This is a genomic window from Phormidium sp. FACHB-592, assembly GCF_014695795.1.
Lineage (GTDB): Bacteria > Cyanobacteriota > Cyanobacteriia > Leptolyngbyales > Leptolyngbyaceae > Stenomitos.
Window position 1 is genome coordinate 112,974 of sequence record NZ_JACJOZ010000052.1, and the last position, 25,292, is coordinate 138,265.

Consider the following 25,292-nt stretch of genomic DNA (forward strand, 5'->3'; position numbering starts at 1 on the left):
CAAGTGTCTTTAGACTTCAGAAGAGAGTTAGCAGCGATCCATTCATTCCGCTTTAGCAGAAGGTGAAATTCTGATGGCAACTTATTTGGTTACGGGTGCGAATCGGGGCATTGGTTATGAATACTGCCGCCAACTGCAAGCACGGGGAGAGACTGTGATTGCGGTCTGTCGCACTGCCTCTGAGGAGTTGAAGCAGCTTGGGGTGCAGGTTGAGGAGGGCATTGATATTGCTTCAGATGCTTCGGTGGCAGCTTTACGTACTCGTTTGGGTGCTACTGCGATCGATGGGTTGATTAACAACGCTGGTATTGCCAAGCGTGTGACGTTGGAAGACCTGGATTTTGACAGCATTCGAGAACAGTTTGAAGTGAATGCGCTGGGTCCGTTACGGGTGACGCAGGCACTCCTGCCCTTACTCAATACAGGCTCCAAGCTGGTGCTGATGACGAGCCGCATGGGGTCGATCGCAGACAATACCTCTGGTAGTTCTTACGGCTACCGGATGTCGAAGGTGGCGTTGTCGATGGCAGGTAAATCTCTAGCGCACGACCTGAAACCGCGTGGGATTGCTGTGGCAATACTGCATCCTGGGTTGGTGCAAACGCAGATGACGAATTTTACGGCGGGGGGCATTACACCAGAAGCGTCTGTGAAAGAGTTGTTGCAACGCATTGACGAGTTGACGCTAGAGAATTCGGGTACGTTTTGGCACGCCAATGGTGAGGTGTTGCCGTGGTAAGACGATTATGAAGAAGGATCGGATGGGTTAATTTGCTGCTTGTATTGCGCGATCGCGTCTTCAATCACTTGAGTATCAACATCAGCGAGATCAGACTTGGAGTAGATCGTTGCAAGAATAATTCTGTCAACAGTTTTGATGTAGTAAATGACACGATAGCCACCACTTTTGCCTTTCTGGATATTGCTGTTTTTGAGACGGACTTTGAACACGGTGTAGTTCACTCCCGCGATGCGATCGCCCGGAAGCTCACCCATTTGAAGCTGCTCGATCAGGGGTTGGAGATCTGAGCGAACCTGGCGGTAGCGTTTAGCAAGGTCGCGGAGGTCGCGTTTGAAACGAAGGGTGAAATCAGTTTAGATAGAGGCTGGGTCAGTCGGCATCAATGCCATCCCACAGTTGAGCTAAAGGAATGGTTTGTCCGGTGAAAGCCTCGTGTAAGCCCTGGCGGATACCTTCAAGGATAACTTCGTTGGGAGTATCGTCTGGGTCGATTTCGTCGTCTTCAGAGATGAGGACGATGACCCGAACACGCTGAGATTTGGCTAAGTCGAGAGGAGTATCCAGAGTGAGCTGTCCAAGATCATTAATGGTGGCAGTGGTTTCGATCGCTTTCATAGGGTGTTGATCCATTGGAGATGTTGTTCGATCGCACTTCTCTTTTGCTCTTGCTTTAAGATTCATTCTCGCGCAGGAGATGAGAGCAGGAAACGATCGACTGCAACAAATTTGCATTGTCACGCAGGGTGATCGTCCTACTTTCCTACTATGAGTGCCCACTGATAACGTTTCCGTTAACCCGTAGAGGAAGACTATAATCGACTCAGCAAGCCTACTCAACTCTTGCCGGAGAAGTCAGTGTCAGAAGAAGCGATCAAAATCTTTTACTCGTATTCGCGCAAAGATCTGGACATGCGAAATACGTTAGAAGATCACCTTTCAGCGTTGAGAGAAGCAAAGAGGATTGAAACCTGGCACGACCTTGAACTGGAAGCGGGAACAGAGTGGGAGCCAGCAATTCTGCATAAGCTCGACACAGCAGACATCATTCTGTTGCTGATCAGCCGTAGCTTTATTGCCTCGAAATACTGCTACGGCACCGAACTGAAGCGGGCGATCGCACGGCATGATGCAGGCACAGCGCGAGTGATTCCCATCATTCTGCGTTTCTGCGACTGGAACCATGACTATGTGCCCTTCAGCAAATTGAATGTTTTGCCAACCCATGCCACGCCGATTACAAAATGGGAAGACCGGGATGAGGCATTTGCGATCGTGGCTCAACGGATTCGAGAAACAGTTGATCAATTAAGAGACCAAAAGCAGGCAGCACGACAGATGCAACAAATGCCGATTCATGAAAAGCAATTCCAAGAAGAAGAGCAGAGTAGACACGCATTTTTTGTACAGGATGACCTAAGTTCAGAGCGGGGGGTTGACTACCGCAAATTACAAAGTCTATTAAAAGGTCAGAGATGGGGAGAAGCTGATTTAGAAACTTTAGAATCAATGTTTGTTGCTACAGGGAATAAGAAAGGAGCATTAGAAACAGAAGATATTACGTGCTTTCCCTGTACTGATTTACAAACAATTAACAATCTTTGGACTAAGTATAGCAATCATAGATTTGGATTTAGTGTGCAGAAAAAAATCTATTTAGAATGTGGAGGCAAACCTGACTATAGAATAGATGAAAGAGTTGAGGAAAAGTTTGGCAAAAAAGTGGGCTGGAAAAACCAAAAAACTTGGCTTTTTTATCCAGATCTGGTTTTTGATAACGAAGCTCCCTTTGGACAGTTTCCTGTGTTTGCCTATCTTGACTTTTGGTACACAGTTGAATCAGGGGATGAGGCTATTGGGTGGGTCCCCAGTCATCTTTCACTATTGATGCAGAAGATTATACGTTGCAATATCCAGTAGATTCAGTGAGTAAGGTGGGTACTGCCCACAGCGTTTACACCATTCCAACCTTCTCTTCATCTTGATACCCCAAGCTGCAAAAATAATCATGGCTGTACAAACCAAGGCTCAAGTGTTTTCTCTCCTACAGTAATAGTAGCGGTAGGGTGGACAGTGCCCACAATATCAACCCCTTTGATCGCTCCCCCATATTCACATCCTCAATTAGAAGTTGTTGATACTGCTACTATTCAAGTTCTTATGAATTGAAGGGATTAACAACACTTAATCCGTTAATTTGCTGAAAATCTTGGGTGTTGCGTGTGATTAGAGTGCTGGTCGTTTCCAAAGCACACGCCGCAATGAGAGCATCGGGTAGAGCAGTTCGATAAGCTCGACGAATTTGAGCGGTTTGATTCAAGATGCTTTCTGTAAGGGCAACACAGGTCAGCGATCGCAAAAACGCACGCATTTGCTCTGCTTCTGCTTCTGTTAATGCTGGGTAGCACAGCAGTTCGACCCAACTCACAGGACAATAGAACCCTGTCGCAGTTTCAGTCAAAATGTCTTCTACAAGCGGTTGAACAACTGGATCGCCGTTGAAATAGTAGATGAAGATGTTGGTGTCAAGTAGATACCGTCTACTGGTTCCACTCATCTCTTACCTGTTGCTGAAACTGAAGTGGGTCAATGCGTTGAGGCAAGAAGCCAAAGAAACTGCTTGATGGAGGTACTGTTTCAAAATCAGGCTGCGGCATCGACTGCACTACAACGACCATCTCAACTAAACCAGGCTGAATGCTATCCGGCAAGGTAATTTCCACCTTGCGATCGCCCTTGACCTCAATTACTTGACGAATAGTTTCCATCTTTGATGATAAAAGCGTTCTAATGTTAGTCTACTGCCTCAAAGCCAGCAATTAGTAAATAGGGTGGGCATTGCCCAACACTTCTTAGGGCATCCTCTTAAACGATCGCACCGCCTCATGCGACTTTGATGGTGCAGGTGGTAGCGCAATTAGCAATGCCCACTTATTCAAACCTCAAGAAGCTTGGGATTACAGCCGACTACTTCGTTGGCAACGCTGGCAGTGGCACAACCAGCAGCAAAATTGTAAGCAAGAACGTAATCAAGTACGGCAAATTTGACCAAGACTTAAGCGTGCTGGGAAGCTGCCCCAAAAATTTAGTTGATCCATCTGGCTTGAGAAAATTACCTTGCACCTTTTCGATCCATGCATCATCGTCATTGGTGCCATAACCACTAATCATTCGAGTGAGCCGATTAGAGTTAGCGCGAAACTTTCGCTCCAGGTACAAGTAGTAAAGATCTAAAACACCGAATAAGGCAAACGCGACAAACGCCAGCAGAAATAAATAACGATTGGTCGTGGTAAATCCAAAGCCCGCGATCGCCGCCCAGACCGTTAAGCCAACCTTTTTGATTTCTAATGAATTGTTTGCCATGCGAGTAATTGCGCTTTGCAACATCTCGCTTTGCTTGATCCAGAAGTCCCGGTTTTCTGCGTTTGGGGTTGGTATATTGTCTGATATTATTTGCGATCGGCGCTCACCGCTTCATCATCGAAGCTCACTTATTCTACTGGAAGAGTTGCGCTTGGAGCTTAAAGTAGCCAATTTGGCAGGCTACGTAGTCACAATCCTTCAAGTACTCAAATGGGTGCCATTCATTTCGCCCGATCGACTCTAAATAGGTGCCATCCTGTTGTGCGGCATCAGGCTTTATGCCCGTAACATCGGCATAGTAGAGATAACAAATTTCATTTACTTGAGTACCTACGATGTACTTGCCGAATGATTGCACTTGCACGCGATACCCCGTCTCCTCACAGGTTTCTCGCAGCGCAGCGGCTTCTGGCGACTCTCCCTCTTCCAGCGCTCCAGTAATCGGGCAAGGAAAGAGAGTTAGCATTCCATCCACTTCTCGATTGTCAACACAGAGATGCTGCTGCCGAATCAGAACTTCATACTGCTGCAAGTTCACACTGCATTTTCTCAACAAAAAGACGGCAACAGAGTCTTTACCCTTACGTTCCAGGTATTGAAACCCCCTGAGGCTTTCCTTTACAGCTATCCACTGCGTTTGGAAGATAATCCGATCCGTAGCCATTGCTTGAGTCCTATGCTTTATGTACGTCGTTCTGCACAATGACAGCATAGTTAAGCAGGTAGGCGATCGCGCTGTTGGTTGGCAAAAAGTTAGCACGATCGCCCATTTCTTAAATTCTTTGCACCTTTATAGCCAGAGGTTACAAGTGAGGAGAATAGACGATCGCGCGTTTCAAGCCAAGCACTAATAGAGCTAACCCACCGTCGCTCTAGCTCCATTTCCGTTTGTTTCCACGCTGGGTACTGCGGCAGGGGCAATCGTTGTTGCAGTTGGCATTACGATCGTCGATTGACGCGTCGTGCGCTTGCGTAGTTTGCCGCCTGCCTGTACATACTGCAAACTATCCTTGCCGTAGCGCGTTACCACACCCATCAACATCTTTTCCGAATAGGTGCGTAACTCTTGCTCCATCCGCTTCACCGTCCCTGCCATTTCATCTAGCGTCGAAAGCATCGTGTTGTAGCTAGCCAATTGCCCTTGCAACGCCTGAAGGCGGACATCGTACTCTGCCAAACTTAACCCAGAACCAAACTCTAGCGGATCGTGGATCGATCGCATCCCTGCCAGCCGACGCATTCCTTTTTCCAGCACACTAGAGCCGCGTTTCAGACGTGTCATAGATACCCCCTACAAATATGATTAAGCACGTTTACGTTCACACTTTAACCAGCCGTTCGCTGTACCACTCTGAGCAAAAATCAGCAAAAATTTGAGCCTTTTACTGCCCAAACCATTCAATTTTGGTTAATTTTACTCAGGGCAGTGGCGCAACACGGTATGAAACGCCTTGTGGACTACAAAAACGTTTGCAGCGATCGCGTTTGAGTGCCCAAAAGCCATGTTGCAGTATTCAACGATCGCATTCAGGTTTCCTCATATTGTGTTTGAGTACCCAACAATCGTGTTGGAGTTTCTAATGATCGTGTTTAAGTACTCAAATATTGTGTTGAAGTAGGCAAAGGTTGTGTTGAGGTTCCCAAAAACTGTGTTTGAGTACCCAAAAGTTGCATTAAGGTACTTCAACACAATGTCTGGGTTCCTAACGATCGTTTTTGCGTTCTCAAACAGTGCCGTTGCGTTCTTCAACAGGCTGAATGCCTTTAGGTAAGGGAGAACGTCAAATTAAAACAAGGCGAGAGTATTACAGAGGCATTGATGGATCAAGTAGGAGCGCACACGTAGGGAGAGCAAAGCTGAGGCAGCAGCAGCGTGGTGACTTCCAGAGACGCTAAGTGCAGACAGCGAATGGCGTGATTATTGGTATCAGCAATATATAGTCGATCGTTGGCATAGGCGACTCCAGATGGTTCTGAGAAACGGGCAGCTATTCCCATACCATCTTCAAAGCCTGCCACCCCACCTGCAACAGTCCGACAGGTTCGAGTCGCTGGGTCAACCTGCTTCAGCTTGTGGTTATAGGTATCGGCAAGCCAGAGAGACCCGTTGGCAAACGCAACACCAGAACAGTGCTGAAGCTGAGCATCAAAGCCAACACCATCGCGATCGCCAAAGACAAACAGTTGACCCTGCCCACACACGGTTTGAGCGATGGGAGTTGCCTCTAACGTAAGGGCACGAATCGCACTGGTTTCGCTGTCGGCTACAAACAGTTGCTTGCCATCCGTTGTCATGCCATAGGGCTGAGCAAAGGCAGCGATGTCTGGTGAACCATCCACACACCCTTCTGCGCCTGTGCCCATGAAGGTTTGGATCGTGTGCTGCTCCAAACTCATTACCCAGATTTGATGGGAACCTGCCATCGCAATGTAGAGTTCATTGCCAAGCAACGTTAAATCCCAGGGTGAATTTAAGGCAACGTCCAGCGCTTTGCCACCGTGTGGAAAGATGAAGCGGCTCTGGCTGCCCGTTCCCGCCAGCGTACTCACCTCTTTTTGCAACACATCAAGCCGACGCAGCAAATGGTTACCCGAGTCGGCAACGTAGAGGCTTTGTCTGGCAGCATCCCATGCCATGCCTTGCGGTGCAGAGAATTGCACCGTTTCCCAATCACCATCCTGCAACCCTGCGGCTCCAGTGCCGATCGTGGCTTTGAGCGTTCCATCCAGCGTCGTCAGCACTAGCCGATGGTGCCCCGTATCAGCAATGAAAAGCGTGCCGCTAGCAGCATCTGCCAACACCTTGCCAGGAAAAGCTAACGGTGTGATCAGCAAAGCTTGAGACTGCGTGATTGCCTGTAAAAAAGGCTCACTGAGCGTTCCCTTACCCGTATGTTCCTCAAGCAAACGTTGAATCAGGTCATCCAGTGCTTGTCGCCGTCCCTCACCCGCCAGCGTCGTCACAATGTAGCCCTGCGGGTCAATTAAAACGAAGGTGGGATAGGCACGCACTGCATACTGCTCCCAGAGAGTGCGATCGCGATCCACGACAACGGGATGGGTCACGCCATAGCGCCAAATTGCCTGCTGAATGCTCTCTAGATTTTGCTCATGGTCAAATTTAGCCGTGTGGATGCTGATAATGGTGAGATGTCCTGCATACTTCTGCTCTAGATATTGCAAATCAGGTATTACGTGCAGGCAGTTGATGCAGCCATACGTCCAAAAATCCAGGAGCACCATTTGCCCACGCAACGCTTTGAGCGACAGGGGGCGATCGCAGTTCAACCAGGGCAAGGCTTGATCTAAGGCTGGCGCTCTCACACGAACCATAAGACGAAACAAACAAAAGCGGACTTAAAAAGATTAGCGTGCGTCAGCCCTTGTTTACCTTCCGAGCGCCCACATCTCTACAGCAGTTCCTCAAACTGACCGCATGTATTTAATAGCACGCTTGCTCATCACCACAGTACACCTCAGAATAGACAGAAAGATTTTGTCTATCCATCTTCAGGAGCGTATTATACGGAAGGATTCTACCTAAGCGCTAAAGTTTGAGTGTTATGCTGAATCCTTCTGTCTATTTACCCAGTTTGGAATCTTAGGCGGAAACTTTCAGTCTAGTAATAGTTAGCCTACTGGGTTATCAGTGGGGTAGCAACCTGAAAGCTGTCGATAAGCGTTCAAAATCACATGAACTTGTTTATAAAACACAGTCGCTTGCTTTCAGGAGATTAAGAAATTTTGGATTAAGATTTCGATATGAAAAGGCAACTATCTCCATATCTAGCTAGTGAAGGGCGGCTTGCTGACATAATTGCAGCTATTCAAGTGATGGGCGCACATCCGAAGTTTGCCAGTCTTGTAGTTTCGGAGTGGGATAAAAAGCTTGATAAGCCTACCAGTGCCTCTAATTGGGCGGAACTATGTGATGAACACCCTGAATTTTTCAGAGTGAAAGAAACCAACGGAGGTCATCAAAAGTGGGTATCTTTGCGATGGAGATGGGCATTAGATCCAAATTACGATCCCAATGAAAAGCGTTCTCTATCACAAGAAGAAATAAATCGTCTATCGTCGCAGAAAAGGAGTGAATTAACTAGAGCACCACTAGAAACATCACAGATTGAGACACTTATTGACGCTGCCATTTCTTTGCATACACGGGCTATTGAACATGAAAGACAAAAGCAGTGGTGGGTGCCAGTAGTCATTCCTGCGCTTACAGCGCTGATCGGAACGGGTGTGGGTGCTTGGATAGGTAAGTAGCTTCACCAGCGCAGGCTAACAACCGCACTGCACCGGAACGCCCACTACAGTTGGTTGAATTGCAAAGGTTATTTGCGTCCGGTAACCACGATCGTTAGAAGTTAAAGGCGATCGATGAAGAATCGAGGATTGTTGGGTAGAGGGTACGAAACTTAACCTACAAAATGGTGCGATCGCCATCGACGCTTATTAAAAGCGAGTAATTTCGATTGTGCGTCGCGATCGCTGAAAACAGACATCAAATGCTCGAAAGAAGTTTGTTTGCCCAAGGAGTAAGGGCACCTGAGAGACTTTTGCCCAAGCAAAGGCTAGGCGAACTGGTTCCAGACTCCCGATTTGAACATGCACAAACAAACCTCGTGCTTCAACTGTTGCAAGATTTCCAGCTAATGGCAAGCGGACAGTTTGCTCCTCCCAAATTGCACCCAATTGCAGCCCAACGTCATAAGGTAGGAGGTTGACCGTAGACCCCGTATCTAACAATGCATTTGTGGAGACAGAAAAGCCTGCATGACTTAGAATGATGGGAATTGTGGGTAATGCTTCGTCGTCAGCAAAAGGAAACTCAACTGTACTAAGCATGAGTAGAGGTCTCTTGGTCATCCTGAATCATCTGCATCAAGATGCTTGCAGCTTCCGTTGCGTCGTAGGGCGACCCAATTGGATACTCTGATGCAGAAAAGATGACTTGTAGTTCAGCATCTGGGATTTGTGCGGCTAGGAGTTTGAAGAGTGATAATTTGTCTGTCTGACTCAGATTGTTAACTAAAGAAAGCAACTCAGCGAGAGACATGGTTGAACCCTCCGAACCTACGAGAATATATTGATCATAAGCGATCTGTGAGGTACGGTCTAACAAGTCCGTTGCACACCGATCGTATTAATTTTGTTGGTGAATCCAAAAGGTTACGGCGGCGGGTGAACGGGAGCGTTAGCTGGCTTCGTTTTTGGGCTGGGACAGTACGGCGAGGTTATCGGTTAGGAATGGGTGTTAAACTTGACTCAGAAACACTAGGAGAGCGATCGCTGTGACTTCCATCACAATTGATCTTTCAGACAGCCAATATCAAAAGCTACAGGATTTAGCAGAAGTACATGGCATTGCGATTGAAGTGCTCTTGAGGGCGAGCCTGGATGATTGGCTAAATCTGCAAAAAGGCGATTTTGTTAATACAGCCGATTATGTGCTGATGAAGAATGCTGAACTGTATCGACGTTTGGCATGATCCGCTATCTGACGCTAATAGAGATACTAGAACTGCATCGCAGAATTCTTGAGCAATCTGGTGGAGCGTCAGGTATCCGAGATATGAGTTTGTTAGAGTCAGCGATCGCTCAGCCCCGCATGACGTTTGGCGGAGAAGATCTGTACCCAAGCTTGCTAGAGAAAGCAGCAGCATTAGGGTTTTCCATCATTATGAACCATCCATTTTTAGATGGAAACAAACGTACAGGTCATGCTGCGGTGGAAACTTTTCTTGTCCTGAATGGAATGGAAATTAATGCCTCTGTGGATGAACAAGAGCATGTGGTGTTGGCGATCGCAGCAGGTGAGCTAGGGCGCCAGGCATTTGTGGAATGGTTGCAAAGGAACACAATCACCAGCTAACAAGCCGACGAAGCAACCATTTGAAAGCTTTTCGATCCGTTCTAGTTCATTTGTCGCCGCTTATCTTGATCGTTATGCGGCTGAAGTCCCTGGTAAAGGCAATCCTTGTAACCCTCGGTCAGCATTAGAGCCTGTTCTCCTACTGCCTCTCCAGGTAAGCGGTGTAGGATGGTAACAAGGAGGGCAATATGGATATTCCTATCATCGACGAAGTTGTTGAACAGTTGAAAGTCATGCCTCAGCCTTTGTAAAGGCAGGTGCTTGAATTCGTTCGATCGCTGGTAAAAGCGGAAGTTCGAGGTACACCAGGGCAGCAATTGTTGCGTTTCGCTGGTTCAATTCCCTCTGACGACCTTCAGTTAATGCGTGAGGCGATCGAGCAAGATTGTGCACGGGTAGATATTAATGAGTGGTAGGTTCTTGCTCGATACCAACATCGTTATTGCGCTTTTTTTCAGACGAGGCGATCGTCAAAGACCATCTTGCTCAAGCCAGTGAAGTTTTCATTCCAAGCATTGTCATTAGTGAACTGTGTTATGGAGCTAGAAAGTCAGGACGAGTTGAAGCAAACTTAGCAAGAGTTGATGAATTAGTTGCTGGCAGCACAACATTGGTATGTGATGCTGAAGCCGCACAGCAATACGTGAGGTCAAAAACAAGTTAAGGCTCAAAGGTCGTCCGTTACCTGAGAATGATATTTGGATTGCAGCCCTTGCACTGCAACACGCTCTAATCTTGGTAACACGCGATGCTCATTTTCAAGAAGTGGAGAGTCTGAAAACAGCAGCGTGGTGAGTAAAGCGCTGCATCACAACCCGGTCGGAGCGAACTGCCGAAAGTTCCCGCTGTGAATGCAGAGATTGTTGGCAGCCGCTCAACCGGAACGTGAGGCTGTCTCGTTGAGCGCAAGTGTCATACAGTAAGTATTAATATCTCTGCCTCATTGATAGACCCATGATTCAACCCGATCAATCTGCATTGAAAGCTCGGAACAAATTACTCGCGATGTTTCTGCTGCTCTGCATTCTGGATGTTGCCTTAGTCATTGCAGCGCAAGATCGCTGGGCGATCGGTCGGATCTTACTAACCGTTGTCGTGATGTACTTTGTCATCCAGGGAAAGAAATGGGCAAAATGGCTTCTGGTAAGTATCTGTAGTTTACTAGTCGTTAGTCTGATCACAATCGTTCTTGCACTGAGTTCAAAGCTTCCCACTGCCCTGATTGTTGGAAGTTTGGTTATGGCTATTCTCAGTGCTGCTATTGCCGTTTATATGGTCAGTAGTAAAGAGCTCAATCGTTACTTCTCCTGTCAAAGAAAAGCTAATCTCCAATAACTCTGATGGATGAATCATCTTTGTAAAATTGCTGCCTCACAATGCCCTTGTACAGCGATCGTCAAGGGTTTATCTGTTGAGATCGAGAAGATTCTACAGCGAGTGTTGGACAGCGTTCGCCTGCTTCATTAAATTAAGGTGTCAAATTTGGGTAAAGCTACCTCTTCCCTCTACTATTAATTCAGTTTTAAGGTTGTGTCAGTCTATGTATCCATCTGAGCAGCATTCAGCTCAAGAAACAAGTCGTAAAGAACCATGGCTTGCTGTTAATCTATCTCGACTTTTGCCAGGTATTGGGCAGATTTATGCTGGTAAACGGCTCAAGGGATATATCATTTTGTTGAGTCATCTTCTCTTGATTGGCATTGGAGGTTGGCTCATCCTTGGTTCTACTAATAATCCTCTAATCGGAATTGCAGTTTTGACGGCAGCATTGCTAGTTTTGCCAATTTGGAACCTGTTTGATGCTCATCAATCAGCAAGAAGTGCAAATTCTCTGAGATTTGAGTCAACTCGGAAGCAAAGTAAAGACGCTTGGTTAGCTGTATTTTTGTCTAGTTTCATCCCTGGATTGGGACATGCTTATCTTAAGCAGTGGTTACCTGGTATTCTTTTTTTTATTACTTTCATCGCAATTGCTATTGTAGCAGTATCAAAGAATTCGGTAATTGCTCTAATTGCAAATTTGTTGCAGATTGTATTAATTTTGATTGTTCTTTACCATGTTTATAATGCTGCGCCTGTGCGCCGAGAGCAATCGCAACGAACAATTATGCTGTTTATTGCAGGATTTGTTGGTATTTCAGTTGTCCTTAGTACGATTTTAGCGGCTGCAACTCGACAGTTTGTAGCGGAAACACGATACATTCCATCGGGTGCGATGCTGCCAACTTTGCAAATAAACGATCGACTCGTAATTGACAAGCTGGCTTATCGATTTCGTCGACCAAAACGAGGTGAAATCATTGTCTTTTCGCCAACACAGACTTTACAGAAGCAGAACTTTCACGATGCCTTTATTAAACGCATCATTGGGCTTCCCGGTGATAAAGTCCAAGTCAAGGGCGGACAAGTATATATCAATGACCAGCCAATGACTGAAACTTATATCAGCGATAAGCCTCAGTACAGATGGGGACCAGCAATAATTCCGCCAAACTCTTACTTTGTTCTAGGTGACAACCGAAACAACAGTTATGATAGCCATTACTGGGGCTTCGTGCCGCGCGAGAATATCATTGGAAAAGCAACTCAGCGGTTTTATCCTTTTGATCGCGCTGGTTCACTTGTAGGAAAATGAAATGCTAAAGCTCAATCGAGTAGGGTAGCTAACTGTTATAGTCAGCAGTCAAACAATTCAGTTGCAGCAGATGAATGAGATATTCTACGCTTCGTTTCAATCTTACTTATAGCCGTTGAATCAAGTCGTTCGGCAGCTTGCGCGCGACCTTATATCTTGAAGTAATATGCCAAATCATCCTGTACCAGAAAGCGAACTGCTACGCACAGCGTATGCTGCCTTCAACGCGCGTGACATTGATGCCGCCCTTGCCCTTATGACTCCCGATGTAGCTTAGTCAAGGGCATTCAAAGGCGGTTTTATCCGTGGGTCTGAGGCAGTCCGCGCTTACTGGACAGAGCAGTGGAGTGAGATTAATCCACACGTCGAACCGCTTGCCTTTTACCCAGAGAACGCTGGGCAAGTCTTGGTCGAGGTGCATCAGGTCGTGCGCGATCTAGTCGGAGCCGTGCTTGCTGATGAGCACGTTGGTCACCGTTTTACTATTGAGCATGGCTTGATTCAAGCGATGGAAGTCTGTCCACTTCCATCATCTGAACTTTGAAATTACTGATAAGGTGCTTGAAGTTGAAAGCACAATATTCGTTCCACTGTGCGGCTAGGAGAAGGTAGAAGGCTGGGTGTGATGTTGTAATTCGCCCATTCAGCCACTCGTCTGCCTAGGCTCGAACTGGCTGAATCTTTAACTCTGCCTGCCATTGCGTCAGATTTTTTTCCCAACCCTCCTCCCACTTCTGGGCAAAGAGTGATTTGGCAGTTTTGCCCATTTGAAAGCCCTGTGCGATCGCTGCCAGCAATTCAGGCAACATTTCTAGCTTCACAGTGTGCTGGCGATCAAACTATTAGCGGCTAACCTGGTTGCCAGCGGATAGGGAAACTGCGGCAAATGGAATGCCTGTAAACCAATTTCACCAATCTCAGAGGTGTCAAAGCCTGCCACAACGTGCTAGAGGTCATGGGTCTGGCTCAGCCGCAGCTCGACATAGTGGGCATCAGATGCTGCCATCATTCCAACATGGAGGTTAGGATCAAACCCCGTTTTCTTCATCTGGGTTGCGTCAATGTACCCCAGAGAATCGGGAGGATAAGTGAGGAGAGTTTCAAGATCATGGGCAGGAGGAATGTAGCGATCGCAGTTCAACCAGGGCAGCATGATCTAAAGCGGGCGCTCTTACACGAACCATACGGCGAAACAAACAGAAGCGGACTTAAAAACATTAGCGTTAAAAACATTAGCGTGCGTCAGCCCTTGTTCACCCTCCAACCACCTACGTTTCTACGGCAGTTCCTCAAACTGACCGCCATTAACATTCTCTCAAATGTAATGGTGCCGATCGCGGGGCTACTGAGTGTCGCCTTTCTGGGGCACCTGTCTGACATCCGGTATCTCGCAGGTGTCGCCTTGGCAACAGTCGTGTTCAACTACCTGTACTGGACATTTGGCTTTCTGCGGATGAGTACAACAGGCATGACAGCACAGGCAATCGGGCGCGGCGATGAGGAAGAAGCGCTTTTAATTGGTCTGCGGCATGGCATTTTGGCGTTGCTATTGGGTGTGGCGATCGTCATCCTGCAAATGCCCCTGCGACAGATCGGCTTTGCCATGCTCAGTGCCACGACCGAGGTAGCCACCGCAGGCGAGGCATTCTACAACACTCTGATTTGGGGTGCGCCTGCTACGCTGATCAACTTTGTCATCATCGGGTGGCTGCTCGGACGGTCTCAGAGCGATCGTGTCCTTATCCTCGCTGCCGTTAACAGTGGTGCGAATGTCGCGCTGGATTATTGGTTCATTGTGCGCCTCGATTGGGCAAGTGCTGGAGCCGGGCTCGCCACGGCACTGAGTCAATACCTCATGCTATTGGTGGGTCTAGTCATGCTCATCCAGGAAGTGCAGCCCAAACAGATGCGGGTCAATACTCAGCAACTATGGGATGCATCAGCTTTAACTACGGTCTGGGTGCTCAACCGAGACATCCTGATCCGCACCTTTGCACTCATCTCTACCTTTGCCGTTTTCACCAATCTTGGCTCTGCCTTTGGCACCGTACCTCTCACTGCCAACGCGCTTTTGATGCAGGTGGTAACGCTGGCAGCCTACTTTATTGATGGCATTGCCTTTGCCACTGAAAGCCTAGCAGGACTCTTTTGGGGTCAAGGCAACGTGCGCCAACTGAAACAACTGGTGCTCATCGCGGGCGGGTTGAGCCTCTGCATTGGTGTGCTGTTTGCGATCGCGGTCGTCAGCTACCCAGATCCCTTGTTTGGGCGGCTTACCTCTCACATCCAGGTGCTACATTACCTGAAGCAATACGTGGTTTGGCTCCTTCCGGTGCTGGGTTTTGGCTCCCTTGCGTATATGTTCGATGGCTATTTTCTAGGGCTGACCGAAGGACGGATTTTGCGGCAGGCGACACTGCAAGCCGTGCTGCTTGGATTCATGCCGAGCGCGATTGTTGCCTGGTATGGCCACAACAATCATTGGCTCTGGTTAGCACTTACGCTCTTCATGGCAGTGCGAGCGTTAGCTCTGGGATGGCGCTGGTTGCATCACCACTATAAAACTGAAGCAACTGAAGCTGATTAAGTACATTAGAACTATAACAAGCCTTTCGATGGAGGGCAGTTTTTGCACCGGATTCTACAACAGAAAAGAACGATGTTGTAAGACCAGGAGTAGTCTCAATGGCGCTGCAAGAATTACGAAAGAGCGAGATGATGGCACATCTATTAGATGCTCTAGAGAAGGGAACCGATATTGGGCACTATGGACGGCTCACGTTTGCAATGGTGGCTCACCATTTTCTTGAAGAAGCGGAATTAATTGAGTGGTTGCAGAAAGACAAAGATATCAGTGAAGCTGAGGCAAAAGCGTTGGTGTTGCAGGTGGAGGGGAAAGACTATAACCCACCGAAACGCGATCGCATTCTGGAGTGGCAGCAGCAGCAAGATTTTCCCATTTGCCCAAACCCAGACGATCCTGATACCTGCAACGTTTACCGGGAGTTGAAGTTTCCCGACCACGTGTACGAGCATATCTCTAACTATTACGAGCACAAAGCCGAGCAGACAGCTTCGTAGCGTTTAACGGCACTGTTTCTTCTCGAAATACTGTTGGTGATCTTCCGTTGCTAACCAATAGTTGGATGCTGGTTGAATGAGCGTGACGATCGATTGGTTGTACTTACCAGAGCGTTCTAGTTGCTCTTTAGAACGTCTGGCAATGTCTGCTTGTTCCGGTGTGTGGTAGAAAATCACGGAGCGATATTGTTCTCCCCGGTCTGCACCCTGCCGGTTCAAACTGGTTGGGTCGTGAATACGCCAGAACGTGTTGAGCAAGTCCTCATAACTGACAAGGGCAGGATCATAAATTACCTGACACACTTCAGCGTGACCCGTAATGCGAGACAGCACATCTAGATAGCTGGGGTTTTCAAAGTGTCCGCCCATATAGCCTACAGAAGTGGAGACAACACCCTTCACTGCTTGAAAAGCCGCTTCGACTCCCCAAAAACATCCAGCTCCAAACGTTGCTTTCATCTTGCTATCCTCAGTTGCACCTTAAATTTTGACCATGAGTTTGTACATTGTTGCAGGGTAGTGTTGCAAATGGTACAGCGCTCAGTTGACCTTCCTGGCAATTAATCAAAATCAGTTTGCCAGTCTGGATGACGATAATGCTCAAATAAGCGAGTAATCTGACTTGGCACCACACGCGATACTGATAAAGCTGGAATTTCGGCTTCTGCAAAAAAGGTTGCGTCTTCTGTTTCAATGCTATTCACGGGTGAGCCACTGAGCAACTCGCACAGAAAAAACAGCTTGTAGACGTGGTACTCAAAGGGTGGATGCTGATGACGCGGATGGTCGCGATCGTACAGTGCTATCAACTTTACAGCCCGTGTTTGATAACCTGATTCTTCATAAACTTCTCGTTCAACGGCTTGGCTTGGTGGTTCTCCCACATCCACATAACCGCCTGGTAGCGTCCATAGACCATCAAACCGTTCTTTGACAAGTAGAATTTTGTCATTCTGAAACACGGCACCCCGGACATCGACTTTAGGGGTTGCATAGCCAGTCTCTTGTTTAAAGAGGTCGAGAATCTCGGCTGCTTTAAGGTGAGAGCTTGTTGCCATCATTTCAGCCGCCACTTGCTGCACCTGTTGGAAGCGATCGATGTCAAACGGATTTTCACTATAGGCTAGCCCCGTCTGCGCGATCGCCTGTAGTTTCTGTGCCCACTCCAGCCACTTCATAGCCATTGTTACTCTCCCTACAGGATGTTCTTTGATGGCATCCAACTATTATTTTTAGTTAGATATTATTAACTGAAACAAGTACCTGCCTTTAGGGTGCCTGATCATTGCCCTTCCCGCAATTTATGCCGTAAAAACTGAAGCTGCTTAAGGCTTTGGGTACGATGACTTGCTAACTTCATCCAGCGAGGTAGCCGGACTGCAAGGCTGTGATGGTTTCCTTTGCTCCCCTGACGTTCTCGGATGGTGGCACTGATATACGTTTCAAGCCAATGCAGATGCGCTTCGTTGTATACCCACAAAACTTCTCCACAGCACGGCACCTGCAACCACAGCGGCAAACCAAAGAGAGGATCGACAGCACTGTTGTATTTGCGATACTCCGTCCACCAGGTTCCAGTCCACCAGGGCATAGGTTTTTGTTGGGCGCTGGCTCGTGATGCTGTGCGGGTGTAGCTACAGTGAGGGCAGGCAATACGCCAGGTAAGGCGCTCATCCCGGCAACGAGACAGCACCGGACGATCGCATCGAGGACACAGCACCCAAATCGCGTCCTCAAACTCTGCTAAGCAGGTAATGTAGTCTCTAAATCGGAACACCCTCATTCCATACGGCTCCTGGTGTTATTTAATGGCTTTGAAGCGGGCAAAGAGCGCAGGCAAATAAGTTTCATAGCGATCGTTAGACAGGTACATGGCATCAATCGTGCAGCTACCACAGCCCTGCGATCGCTCGTTTAGCAAATTAGTCAACACGTAAGATGAGACACCCGCCCAGGGGAAATGCCCCGGTGGTGCGGCTGCTGTGTAATTCAGTTCCGTGTCTAAGCGCCATAGGGTGCCGCTGATCTCCATACCAACAGGATTGTTTTGAGGCAAGGGCTGGGTTCTGCGCCATCCCACTCTTTGAGCAAAGCGTTCTGTTTGTACTTTGGCATTCTTGGAGCCTTTTGCCACTTGTTGCCAGAGCCGTTGTTGAGCACTAAAGCCAAAGCGCCCACCACTGGAGTTTGACCAGAGCGTATCAATAGTTTTTAGGTCTGCTAACGGCAAGCGAGGCAAGACTTCTTTGCTGCTGTACAATAAATCGCCTTTTGGTCCGGCTAACCGTTGAAGAATTGCGCGCGTCTCAATATCGGCTGCTTGCCAATCTTTTGCTGCTAAAAGACGTTGCAAACGGCTGTAGTTGATCCGCCATTTTGAGGCAGTGGAATCAGGACTGACATCAAAGGTAAAACTGGCAAGAACGTCCTGGAACGTTTGTCTGATTGGCGCTTTGGCATCGGCATACCCTGCCTTTAAGCGAAAAACATACCGCCCATCTGGGCTGCTGAAGAGCACATTATCAGACTCGTAAAGCCCGGTGGATGTATAGGCGATCGCAGCCTGTCCAGCGACAGTAAGGGGGCGATCGTCGTTACGGCTAAGTTCGCCTTTCCACTGGGTAAGCGACAACCGTTTAGCATTGTTGTAAACGGCAATGCTAATGATAGGAGGCGTTTCCGGCAAAGACGTGCGGTTCGCAAAATCGGCTTTTTGCCACAGTTCCACCACGTCTAACGGAACTGGTGTTGCTGACTTGGTTCCGAAGGGTTCAATGGTGTAACCATTAGGAACCACAATACGAAAGCCAAAGCGATCGCTCAGGTAGAAAACATCGCGAATTGATCTGGGCTTAGGTACAGGCTTAGAAGTGATTGACGGACTGGCAGCAACCACCTTATCTACTTGTGTTTGTGTCGGCAAGAAGAGCAAGGAAGCAGCGCTACCAACCACCAAACAGGCTAGAAAGCTAAGAGTAAGAGTGCGTTTCATGGGGCTGACTTAAACAAAGTGACGATCGCAAGACGGTTCAGCAGAAAGACTTGCAGTAAACAGACTTGCAGCAGACAGGCTTAAATTCAACGGGCGATCGGGCAATTCCTTAAAGGTTTTTGGCTGACCGACTGTAAACCGATAGTAGCGTCACTGCCGGGTTTGCCAGGGAAGTGTTCCTAAATTTGAAACCGTTCTGAGAAATCCATCGTCTGAAAGCTTGTTCGCATTTCTGCAACCGCAAATGAGTTAGCCCTTCGACCTGGTTACGGTAAGAAAAGCTTAAAACGATTGATCTATTTCTTCTTTGGAGCTTGTATGAAAAGCACGTCACAAAAAATGGCTCAATGGCTCAAACCTGGTGTCGCAACGATCGCCCTTTTGAGTCTCCTTACGATCGGAATGCAAAGTCTTAATGCAAAGCCAATTCAGACTGAAGCCAGCCCACCAGTGCCAACACTAAAGCCTGTGCCAACACAAAAGGGGACAGCACCACCCCGCCCAGCGCCAGCAGTTCGCTTACCAGGTTCAGTAAAAACTGCCGTTTTGCGGGCTCATGCACGTGACTTTCAGATGTCAATTAAAACGCTACGTGTCGTGTCGTTTAGCCAAGAAACCTGGCCAGACAGCTGTTTGGGCTTGGGTCGACCAGAAGCAACTTGTGGACTAGCGCTGGTTAGTGGGTGGCGAGTCGAAGTTAGCAACGGTGCTAAGCGCTGGTTCTATCGCACCGATCGTACGGGGCGCAATCTACAGATGGAAAACACCAATAACGCTAGTTCTCTTCCCCGGGCGATCGAGCAAAAAGTATTGGCGATCGCTGCTAAAGATATGGGCGTTCCCGTTAACCAACTTAAGCTTGCAGCCGCACGAGCACGCGGCTGGGATGGTTGCCTGGGTGTAGCCGATCCAACAACAGGGTGTACGATGATTTTAATTCCTGGATGGCAGGTCATTGTCACGGCACCCCAGCAGTATGGAGTGTATCACCTGAATCAAACAGCAACGTTAATCAAACAAAATCCCACTACGAGCGGCAAAGGAACGTTGGTACCAACCTTTTTGCAGCCCGACCCAAGCACGGACGGGTCAAACACCGGAGATGTCATCTTTCAATCAATGACAAGTGGCGGCATTGCAGGGCTAGCTTACAAAACATTGCTCATGAAAGATGGAAAAGTGATGCGAATTGATCTGCGGCAACAGACCCCGGCAGCACCAACGTTAATCCGCCAACTCACTTCTCAGGAAGTGCAAGCGTTTGTCGCAACCTTGCAGCAGAATGAATTTTCAGACTTTCTAGGCTTTAACTATGCACCGATCGGAGGGGCAGATTACTTTACGATCGCCCTTACGGCTTCTGGAGCAACACAGAGCACACAGTATGTCGATATAGTTCAGGATCAAACGCCTCCTAAACTCCAACAGATTATTCAAGCCTGGAACCGTATTACCAACCCCCGCTAAATGTGTGGAGTTAAGGGACTGGTTGCCAGAGAGGATACCACGGCTCAAGTGATGCACAGGGGATCAAACTCTCATCCAAGATGAACTCTGGCAATCTATGAAACAACGGGCAGGCTTGAGAAGCTTTACAGAACGTGTGACCAAATGTAGCAGTTAAAGAGAATGCTAAGACAGACACAAACCTTGAATCTTCCTTTGAGTGAGGGCTTCTATTTATCCTTGATCCTTTATCCTTTCGCTATAGGAGTTTAGAGAGATTGATCAAGGTGTAGCTAACCCTTTGCTTAAGTTGGCACTTAACTACTAGATCTTGAGTGGCGAAAATTGAAGCAGTTTCGCAGACTGGTTTAGTGAACGTTTGAACATCGTTCGTAAAAGATGTCAGCGATGAATCTGTTGCAATTACTCTGTCAAGATGGACAAACAGTTTGGCTCGATGGGTTTGAGCGCGGCTGGATTAGCCGTGGTGAGTTACAACAGTACATTGAAAAGGATGGTTTAACGGGTGTTCGATCGAACTTTGAAAGTTTGAACCTTGCTATTCAAGGGCAGGAGTACGATCGCGATTTCACGGCATTAGCGCAGCAAGGAATGAGTCGGACTGCACGATCGAATTATGACTATTTGATTGTACGAGATCTGCAATTAGCGGCTGATTTGCTGAAACAAGTTCATTCTCAGACGCAGGGACGCGGTGGCTATGTGCAAATGGATCTGCCACCTAATGCGCTGCTTCAGCCCGAAACAGCGATCGCCGCAGCGCAAGAAATTTGGCGGTCGGTTGGGTGGAGTAATTTGTTGCTGAGAATCCCAGCGACTCAAATCATGCTGCCAGTAATTGAACAATTAATTAGCGATCGCATCAATGTTAATGCAACGGTAGTGTCTTCCCCAATCGTGTATGAACAGATATTCGATCGTTATCTTAAGGGGATAGAGAAACTGATTCAGCGAGGTGCGGTCGGTGAGGTTGCTTGTTTTGCCAGTGTTCCAATGGTTCATTTGGACGCAGCAATCAATGGATCGATCGCTCACTCAGAAACATCTTTCGGTATGATGCAAGCCAATCTGCTGTACGAGCGCTATCACAAGCTCGGTCAAAGTGCACGCTGGCGATCGCTTCCCAAAGGGGCAAAGCCACTGCGTCTAGTGTGGGATTACACAGAGATTCCACCTGCATCCGCATGGCATTATCTTCAGACGCTAGTAGCTCCTGGAACAGTGGTAATGCTATCGCCATCAATGCTAGAAATGTATCGTGAGGTTTCTCTGCTGCCCACAAGTTTGACTGGCAATAAACGAGCTAAACAAATTCCGGCAAACGAACCGCAGACTAAAATTTCTTTGGATGAGCAAGTTGACTTTGCGAATGAGGACATAGCGCGATCGTTCAAAGACTTCCATCAGTTATTAGACGCGATCGAGCACAAGAGAAAGCGTTGAGTCTGGGCATCCAATGGTACGGAATGCCCGTCAAGGGCGAACCTTTAGTCAGTTGCTCCTAAGGCTTTAAGGGTAGACTTTTGAGCCACTGTCAATCCGGTTGTGCCTGGAATCTTCATGCCCTCATAGAGACGATCGACCGTCAACGTGTTGATACAGCGTCCTGTTTGCACGTCCCAGAGCTTTGTGGTGCGATCGTCACTCCCACTAAACAAGATTTGACCATCAGCGCTAAAGATAATTGAGTGAACCCAACCGCTATGTGCATCTAGGACATGAAGGCAGTGACCTGTTTGCAGATTCCACAGCCGAATGGTTTGATCAACGCCGCCACTTGCTAAAGTTTGACCATCTGGACTTATGGCAACCGTCCACACAGCTCCGGTATGCCCGTGCAAAACCTTTAAACAGGTTCCAGTTTGTACGTCCCACAAGCGAATGGTTTGGTCATGACTGCCGCTTACCAAGTGTTGACCGCTGGGATCAAATGTTAGTGCGAAAACGGCTCCCGTGTGTTTCTGCAAAACTTTTAAACAGGCTCCAGTTTGCACATCCCATAAGCGAATGGTGAAATCAAAACTGCCACTTGCCAACCGTTGACCACTAGGGTCAAACGCGATCGCGCGAATAGCGCTCTCATGTCCGCTTAATACCTGCAAACAGTGATGCGTTTGCACATCCCATAGCCGCACGGTGCAATCATAACTACTGCTGGCTAAAATTTGTCCTCCTGGACTAAATAACACTGCCCAAATGGATGCATTATGCGCTGACCATCGAGTGAGTTTCCCAGTTTGAATATTCCATAGAGCGATCGACTTATCATGTCGATTGATCGCAAGAGTTTGATTATCTGGACTAAAGCAGACGTTGCTGAATGATGAAATCCGGCGCGACGGACTGGGACACGTTTTGTGTGGGTGAAGTTGCGACAGATTGCGATCTAACTGCAAACGCCACACCTGAATCATTTCATTCTGACCGCTACTGGCAAGCAGTTGACCATCGGCACTGAGGCTTAGAGAGTGAACCCCACCTGTGTATCCACGCAGCGTTTTTAGGTTTCGTCCACTCTGTAAATGCCACAGCCGTACCGTTTGGTCTTCTCCTGTACTGACCAACAACTGACTATCGGCACTAATAGCAAGCCCATAAACATCGTGGGTATGCCCCTCAAGTACATGAACAGATTGCCCGTCTTGCACATTCCAAACGCGCAGAGTGCTATCGCGACCACCGCTCACTAAGAAACGACCATCCGGGCTAAAGGCGATGTTCCAAACAAAATCGGCATGTCCCTGCAACAACTTGAAAGCGGGCTTTGACGATCGATCGCTAGCAAAATAACCACTCCACAATCGAATCGACCCATCTCGGCATCCACTGACAAGCCGTTGACTATCTGGGCTGTATCGCACACACCGCACACCGCTGGTATGCCCCTGTAGGATACTCAGACAGTTTCCATCGCTCACATCCCAGATCCGAATGGTTGTATCACTACTGCCACTAGCTAAGGTTTGCTGATCCGGAGCGAAGTGGACAGCGTAAACGCTTTGGGTGTGTCCTTTCAAGACACGGAGACACTGCCCTTGCAAATTCCATATGCGCACCGTTTTGTCATCGCTGCAACTCGCGAATTGCTGACCATCAGGACTAAAACTCACTGACCAAACACAGCCTTTATGGTCTGTCAGCACCTGCAAGCAGCGTCCACTCTGGCTATCCCACAAGCGCATGGAACCATCGCTACTGCTGCTGACTAACGTTTTGCCATCAGGACTAAAACTCACCGACCAAACCCAGCCTTTGTGTCCTGAAAAGGTCTCTAGAAGTTGGGCTGTGCTAATGTTCCAGAGATAGATGTTGCCATTAGAATCACCAACGGCAATGGTCTTGCCATCCGGACTTAGGTCGATCGACCTCGCAACATTGAGGGTTTCTGAAAAGAGAGAATTCGCTAAGTCAGCATTCTGAAAATTGACCCCGGTTAAATCGACCTGTCGGAAATCGGCTTGCTGCACTACAAGATTAGAAAAGTCAGAACCGCGTAAATCCACTTGGAATTGCACCAGCAGATTAATCAAATTGCCTGCTACGTATCCTGACTTTTTTCCCTGTTGTATCAATAAGTGCCTAGCTTGTGCCTCGATCGCTGCCACACTGCCAAAGCGAGACAGCAATCGTTCCATCACCGGTTGTACAACTAAGCGCGTCTGAATCTCTCGAATATAATCTTTTGCCTGAACTCGCAATAAGGGATGGGTTTGCCAAACACTAAGTTGCTGCGTCTCAAACTCGATGCAAAGTTTCTGTACAAAGCGCTCTGTGACATATTCCATCACCACAGGTTGCAAGAAGAATAAGCCATCAGTCTTTTCAATGAGCGATCGCCTCAGTAGTGAGTTGATCAAATTAGGGACACTTTGTTGAGCCACAGAATCAACCACGTTCGCTCGAATATCTGAGATCGAGACTGGCTCTCGCAAAATCGCAAACCAGCACAGTGTTTTCTGTTCAGCTTCAGAGAGGCGATTGAACTGACGATCGAGCAAATCGCAGATATCTTCAAAAACAGCAACGCCCTGACTAAGATAGGGCAACACCTCTGTAATACTGCCGTTAAACAAATCCTGCGTGGCAGCTGCTACCAGTTTCAACGCTAGAGGATTACCACCGTAGTGATGGATCAAGGTCTGCCATTCGGTTTCTGAGCCTGTAAACGCTCCTTTTTGCCGCATAATGGCGCGTCCGTCATCAGGTGATAATCCACCTAAAAGCAGCGAAGCACAAGCGCGTTGCCCAGTCGTTCGCACCACACGTTCATCTTCCAGCAACGCCATTTCGCGTGGCTTTTCTCGGCTGGTCAGCAGCAAACAACTGAGGTGAGATGTTTCGCCCATGGTTCTGAGCCACTGTCCGTAACCTTCGTAGCCCGATCGCCATTGTCCTGCTTGCTCACGGTGCAGAATGGTTTCAACATTATCCAGAAGCAATAAACACCGACGCGATCGCAGATATTGCATCAATTTGGAAAGCTGCTGATCGAGCGTGGTAGGAATGATGGGATCTTCCCCATAGAGCGGCATGAGAAACCTCAAAAGGCTCGACAGGAGTTCATCTAGCGGCGGCGCATTGGCAAGCGATCGCCACACGACGATTTCAAACTCTGCTTGCATCTGAAGTGCAGCTTTGACCGCGAGCGTACTTTTGCCAATACCGCCCATGCCCAATAGCCCAACGACACGACAGCGCTCAGACACAATCCACTGCCATAGTTGCGCCAGATCTGCCTCGTGCCCATAAAACACTGAGGCATCCACCGCAGTGTCCCAGTCCTGTTGGGGATTTATTTGACGAATTTCCGATGCTTCATTGGCTGCAACCGGGGATGTAAAGTCTGCCTTTGTTAACTCCAGCCCAAAGGTCTTAAAGAGATACTCCAACGACTGGCGATCGACCCCCTGTTCGCGCTTGAACAATCGAGTCAGGGTATTGAGCGAAAGTCCGGTGCGATCGCTCAGTTCTTCCTGCGTCAAGTGTTTACCCCAGGTTTCGTTCGCTTCTACCTGCTGTTTTGCCGTTTGAAACTTCTGCCACCCCTGAGGCGAGAGGATGACTCCCCGCACTCGTCCAGTCGATCGACCCCGTCCAGATTTTGATAGGTTGGAATCCATAAAGCAGCTAAGGG

At 48.1% G+C, this 25,292-nt stretch carries 33 protein-coding genes and 1 pseudogene; 16 read left to right on the forward strand and 18 right to left on the reverse strand.

Annotation, left to right across the window (positions count from 1 at the left end):
- Window positions 1-73: 73 nt before the first annotated feature.
- A complete protein-coding gene (locus tag H6F86_RS14590) occupies window positions 74-739 on the forward strand; it encodes an SDR family oxidoreductase (protein WP_190449333.1) in 666 nt (221 codons plus the stop codon).
- Window positions 740-744: 5 nt separating this feature from the next.
- On the opposite strand, the pseudogene H6F86_RS14595 reads toward H6F86_RS14590, so the two are convergent.
- Window positions 745-1,077 (reverse strand): annotated as a pseudogene (locus H6F86_RS14595) (type II toxin-antitoxin system RelE/ParE family toxin); the annotation flags it as partial.
- Between the two features lie 34 nt (window positions 1,078-1,111).
- The gene (locus tag H6F86_RS14600; RefSeq protein ID WP_347240380.1) at window positions 1,112-1,372 is read right to left on the reverse strand and encodes a hypothetical protein; all 261 of its coding nucleotides are present in this window, start codon (window positions 1,370-1,372) and stop codon (window positions 1,112-1,114) included.
- Window positions 1,373-1,597: 225 nt separating this feature from the next.
- On the opposite strand from H6F86_RS14600, the gene H6F86_RS14605 reads away from it, so the two are divergent.
- Window positions 1,598-2,659 (forward strand): GUN4 domain-containing protein, encoded by a 1,062-nt coding sequence (locus tag H6F86_RS14605; protein WP_190449334.1) that lies wholly within the window; start codon window positions 1,598-1,600, stop codon window positions 2,657-2,659.
- 238 nt (window positions 2,660-2,897) lie between these two features.
- Here H6F86_RS14605 and H6F86_RS14610 read toward each other — a convergent pair whose 3' ends face one another.
- The 5 genes from H6F86_RS14610 to H6F86_RS14630 form a co-directional block, all read right to left on the reverse strand.
- Complete coding sequence (locus H6F86_RS14610; protein WP_190449335.1) at window positions 2,898-3,296, reverse strand: type II toxin-antitoxin system VapC family toxin; 399 nt, start codon at window positions 3,294-3,296, stop codon at window positions 2,898-2,900.
- Window positions 3,280-3,507 carry a hypothetical protein gene (locus tag H6F86_RS14615; RefSeq protein WP_190449336.1) on the reverse strand — a complete coding sequence of 76 codons (228 nt, stop codon included), beginning with the start codon at window positions 3,505-3,507 and terminating at the stop codon, window positions 3,280-3,282. The genes H6F86_RS14610 and H6F86_RS14615 overlap by 17 nt, the downstream gene beginning before the upstream one ends.
- Window positions 3,508-3,706: 199 nt before the next feature.
- On the reverse strand, window positions 3,707-4,105 hold the full coding sequence (locus H6F86_RS14620; protein WP_190449337.1) for a hypothetical protein: 399 nt from the start codon (window positions 4,103-4,105) through the stop codon (window positions 3,707-3,709).
- A 133-nt stretch (window positions 4,106-4,238) separates the two neighbouring features.
- Window positions 4,239-4,769: an NUDIX hydrolase gene (locus H6F86_RS14625; protein ID WP_190449338.1), complete on the reverse strand. Its 531-nt coding sequence runs from the start codon at window positions 4,767-4,769 to the stop codon at window positions 4,239-4,241.
- Between the two features lie 192 nt (window positions 4,770-4,961).
- On the reverse strand, window positions 4,962-5,387 hold the full coding sequence (locus H6F86_RS14630) for a hypothetical protein (protein ID WP_190449339.1): 426 nt from the start codon (window positions 5,385-5,387) through the stop codon (window positions 4,962-4,964).
- Between the two features lie 169 nt (window positions 5,388-5,556).
- On the opposite strand from H6F86_RS14630, the gene H6F86_RS14635 reads away from it, so the two are divergent.
- The gene (locus tag H6F86_RS14635) at window positions 5,557-5,724 is read left to right on the forward strand and encodes a hypothetical protein (protein ID WP_190449340.1); all 168 of its coding nucleotides are present in this window, start codon (window positions 5,557-5,559) and stop codon (window positions 5,722-5,724) included.
- 205 nt (window positions 5,725-5,929) lie between these two features.
- Here H6F86_RS14635 and H6F86_RS14640 read toward each other — a convergent pair whose 3' ends face one another.
- A complete protein-coding gene (locus H6F86_RS14640; protein ID WP_190449341.1) occupies window positions 5,930-7,438 on the reverse strand; it encodes a thioredoxin-like domain-containing protein in 1,509 nt (502 codons plus the stop codon).
- Window positions 7,439-7,867: 429 nt separating this feature from the next.
- On the opposite strand from H6F86_RS14640, the gene H6F86_RS14645 reads away from it, so the two are divergent.
- The gene (locus tag H6F86_RS14645) at window positions 7,868-8,374 is read left to right on the forward strand and encodes a hypothetical protein (RefSeq protein ID WP_190449342.1); all 507 of its coding nucleotides are present in this window, start codon (window positions 7,868-7,870) and stop codon (window positions 8,372-8,374) included.
- 189 nt (window positions 8,375-8,563) lie between these two features.
- Here the strand turns inward: H6F86_RS14645 and H6F86_RS14650 are convergent, their stop codons facing one another.
- A complete protein-coding gene (locus tag H6F86_RS14650) occupies window positions 8,564-8,956 on the reverse strand; it encodes an aspartyl protease family protein (protein WP_190449343.1) in 393 nt (130 codons plus the stop codon).
- Window positions 8,949-9,167 (reverse strand): hypothetical protein, encoded by a 219-nt coding sequence (locus tag H6F86_RS14655; protein ID WP_190449344.1) that lies wholly within the window; start codon window positions 9,165-9,167, stop codon window positions 8,949-8,951. Before H6F86_RS14655 ends, H6F86_RS14650 begins: the two co-directional genes overlap by 8 nt.
- Window positions 9,168-9,402: 235 nt before the next feature.
- Between H6F86_RS14655 and H6F86_RS14660 the strand changes: the two genes are divergently transcribed.
- The 8 genes from H6F86_RS14660 (at window position 9,403) to H6F86_RS32250 (ending at window position 13,162) form a co-directional block, all read left to right on the forward strand.
- A complete protein-coding gene (locus H6F86_RS14660; RefSeq protein WP_190449345.1) occupies window positions 9,403-9,600 on the forward strand; it encodes a DNA-binding protein in 198 nt (65 codons plus the stop codon).
- Window positions 9,597-9,983 carry a type II toxin-antitoxin system death-on-curing family toxin gene (locus H6F86_RS14665; protein ID WP_190449346.1) on the forward strand — a complete coding sequence of 129 codons (387 nt, stop codon included), beginning with the start codon at window positions 9,597-9,599 and terminating at the stop codon, window positions 9,981-9,983. The genes H6F86_RS14660 and H6F86_RS14665 overlap by 4 nt, the downstream gene beginning before the upstream one ends.
- Window positions 9,984-10,240: 257 nt before the next feature.
- Window positions 10,241-10,399 (forward strand): hypothetical protein, encoded by a 159-nt coding sequence (locus H6F86_RS14670; protein ID WP_242033525.1) that lies wholly within the window; start codon window positions 10,241-10,243, stop codon window positions 10,397-10,399.
- Window positions 10,393-10,647, forward strand: coding sequence for a PIN domain-containing protein (locus H6F86_RS14675; protein WP_242033526.1), 255 nt, complete (start codon window positions 10,393-10,395; stop codon window positions 10,645-10,647). The genes H6F86_RS14670 and H6F86_RS14675 overlap by 7 nt, the downstream gene beginning before the upstream one ends.
- Before the next feature lie 290 nt (window positions 10,648-10,937).
- Complete coding sequence (locus H6F86_RS14680; protein WP_190449347.1) at window positions 10,938-11,318, forward strand: hypothetical protein; 381 nt, start codon at window positions 10,938-10,940, stop codon at window positions 11,316-11,318.
- Window positions 11,319-11,523: 205 nt separating this feature from the next.
- The gene (gene lepB / locus H6F86_RS33150) at window positions 11,524-12,618 is read left to right on the forward strand and encodes a signal peptidase I (RefSeq protein WP_190449348.1); all 1,095 of its coding nucleotides are present in this window, start codon (window positions 11,524-11,526) and stop codon (window positions 12,616-12,618) included.
- 166 nt (window positions 12,619-12,784) lie between these two features.
- Entirely contained in the window at window positions 12,785-12,895 is a 111-nt protein-coding gene (locus H6F86_RS32245; RefSeq protein WP_242033527.1) for a nuclear transport factor 2 family protein, read from the forward strand.
- 129 nt (window positions 12,896-13,024) lie between these two features.
- Window positions 13,025-13,162: a hypothetical protein gene (locus H6F86_RS32250; protein ID WP_242033528.1), complete on the forward strand. Its 138-nt coding sequence runs from the start codon at window positions 13,025-13,027 to the stop codon at window positions 13,160-13,162.
- A gap of 115 nt (window positions 13,163-13,277) precedes the next feature.
- On the opposite strand, the gene H6F86_RS32255 is transcribed toward H6F86_RS32250, so the two are convergent.
- The 3 genes from H6F86_RS32255 to H6F86_RS32260 are packed head-to-tail and all read right to left on the reverse strand — an operon-like array spanning window position 13,278 to window position 13,771.
- Window positions 13,278-13,427 carry a hypothetical protein gene (locus H6F86_RS32255; protein WP_242033529.1) on the reverse strand — a complete coding sequence of 50 codons (150 nt, stop codon included), beginning with the start codon at window positions 13,425-13,427 and terminating at the stop codon, window positions 13,278-13,280.
- Window positions 13,428-13,435: 8 nt separating this feature from the next.
- Window positions 13,436-13,558, reverse strand: a complete 123-nt coding sequence (locus H6F86_RS32825) for a hypothetical protein (protein WP_277881670.1) — start codon at window positions 13,556-13,558, stop codon at window positions 13,436-13,438.
- A 6-nt stretch (window positions 13,559-13,564) separates the two neighbouring features.
- Window positions 13,565-13,771 carry a hypothetical protein gene (locus tag H6F86_RS32260; protein WP_242033530.1) on the reverse strand — a complete coding sequence of 69 codons (207 nt, stop codon included), beginning with the start codon at window positions 13,769-13,771 and terminating at the stop codon, window positions 13,565-13,567.
- An 84-nt stretch (window positions 13,772-13,855) separates the two neighbouring features.
- Between H6F86_RS32260 and gntT the strand changes: the two genes are divergently transcribed.
- Together gntT and H6F86_RS14705 are read left to right on the forward strand one after the other, a co-directional pair.
- Window positions 13,856-15,205, forward strand: a complete 1,350-nt coding sequence (gntT, locus tag H6F86_RS14700; RefSeq protein ID WP_347240389.1) for a guanitoxin biosynthesis MATE family efflux transporter GntT — start codon at window positions 13,856-13,858, stop codon at window positions 15,203-15,205.
- A 98-nt stretch (window positions 15,206-15,303) separates the two neighbouring features.
- Window positions 15,304-15,699, forward strand: a complete 396-nt coding sequence (locus tag H6F86_RS14705) for a hypothetical protein (protein ID WP_190449349.1) — start codon at window positions 15,304-15,306, stop codon at window positions 15,697-15,699.
- 3 nt (window positions 15,700-15,702) lie between these two features.
- Here the strand turns inward: H6F86_RS14705 and msrA are convergent, their stop codons facing one another.
- The 4 genes from msrA to H6F86_RS14725 all read right to left on the reverse strand — a co-directional run bounded on the left by msrA (window position 15,703) and on the right by H6F86_RS14725 (window position 18,691).
- Window positions 15,703-16,158 (reverse strand): peptide-methionine (S)-S-oxide reductase MsrA, encoded by a 456-nt coding sequence (gene msrA, locus H6F86_RS14710; RefSeq protein WP_190449350.1) that lies wholly within the window; start codon window positions 16,156-16,158, stop codon window positions 15,703-15,705.
- 101 nt (window positions 16,159-16,259) lie between these two features.
- Window positions 16,260-16,883, reverse strand: a complete 624-nt coding sequence (locus tag H6F86_RS14715; protein WP_190449351.1) for an NUDIX hydrolase — start codon at window positions 16,881-16,883, stop codon at window positions 16,260-16,262.
- A gap of 98 nt (window positions 16,884-16,981) precedes the next feature.
- On the reverse strand, window positions 16,982-17,482 hold the full coding sequence (locus H6F86_RS31550) for a hypothetical protein (protein WP_199305288.1): 501 nt from the start codon (window positions 17,480-17,482) through the stop codon (window positions 16,982-16,984).
- Window positions 17,483-17,500: 18 nt separating this feature from the next.
- Window positions 17,501-18,691, reverse strand: coding sequence for a GUN4 domain-containing protein (locus H6F86_RS14725; RefSeq protein WP_190449352.1), 1,191 nt, complete (start codon window positions 18,689-18,691; stop codon window positions 17,501-17,503).
- Window positions 18,692-19,009: 318 nt separating this feature from the next.
- On the opposite strand from H6F86_RS14725, the gene H6F86_RS14730 reads away from it, so the two are divergent.
- Window positions 19,010-20,158 carry a hypothetical protein gene (locus H6F86_RS14730; protein ID WP_190449353.1) on the forward strand — a complete coding sequence of 383 codons (1,149 nt, stop codon included), beginning with the start codon at window positions 19,010-19,012 and terminating at the stop codon, window positions 20,156-20,158.
- Window positions 20,159-20,545: 387 nt separating this feature from the next.
- On the forward strand, window positions 20,546-21,601 hold the full coding sequence (locus H6F86_RS14735; protein ID WP_190449354.1) for a transaldolase family protein: 1,056 nt from the start codon (window positions 20,546-20,548) through the stop codon (window positions 21,599-21,601).
- A gap of 44 nt (window positions 21,602-21,645) precedes the next feature.
- Here the strand turns inward: H6F86_RS14735 and H6F86_RS14740 are convergent, their stop codons facing one another.
- Window positions 21,646-25,278, reverse strand: coding sequence for an NB-ARC domain-containing protein (locus tag H6F86_RS14740; RefSeq protein WP_190449355.1), 3,633 nt, complete (start codon window positions 25,276-25,278; stop codon window positions 21,646-21,648).
- Window positions 25,279-25,292 lie beyond the last annotated feature (14 nt).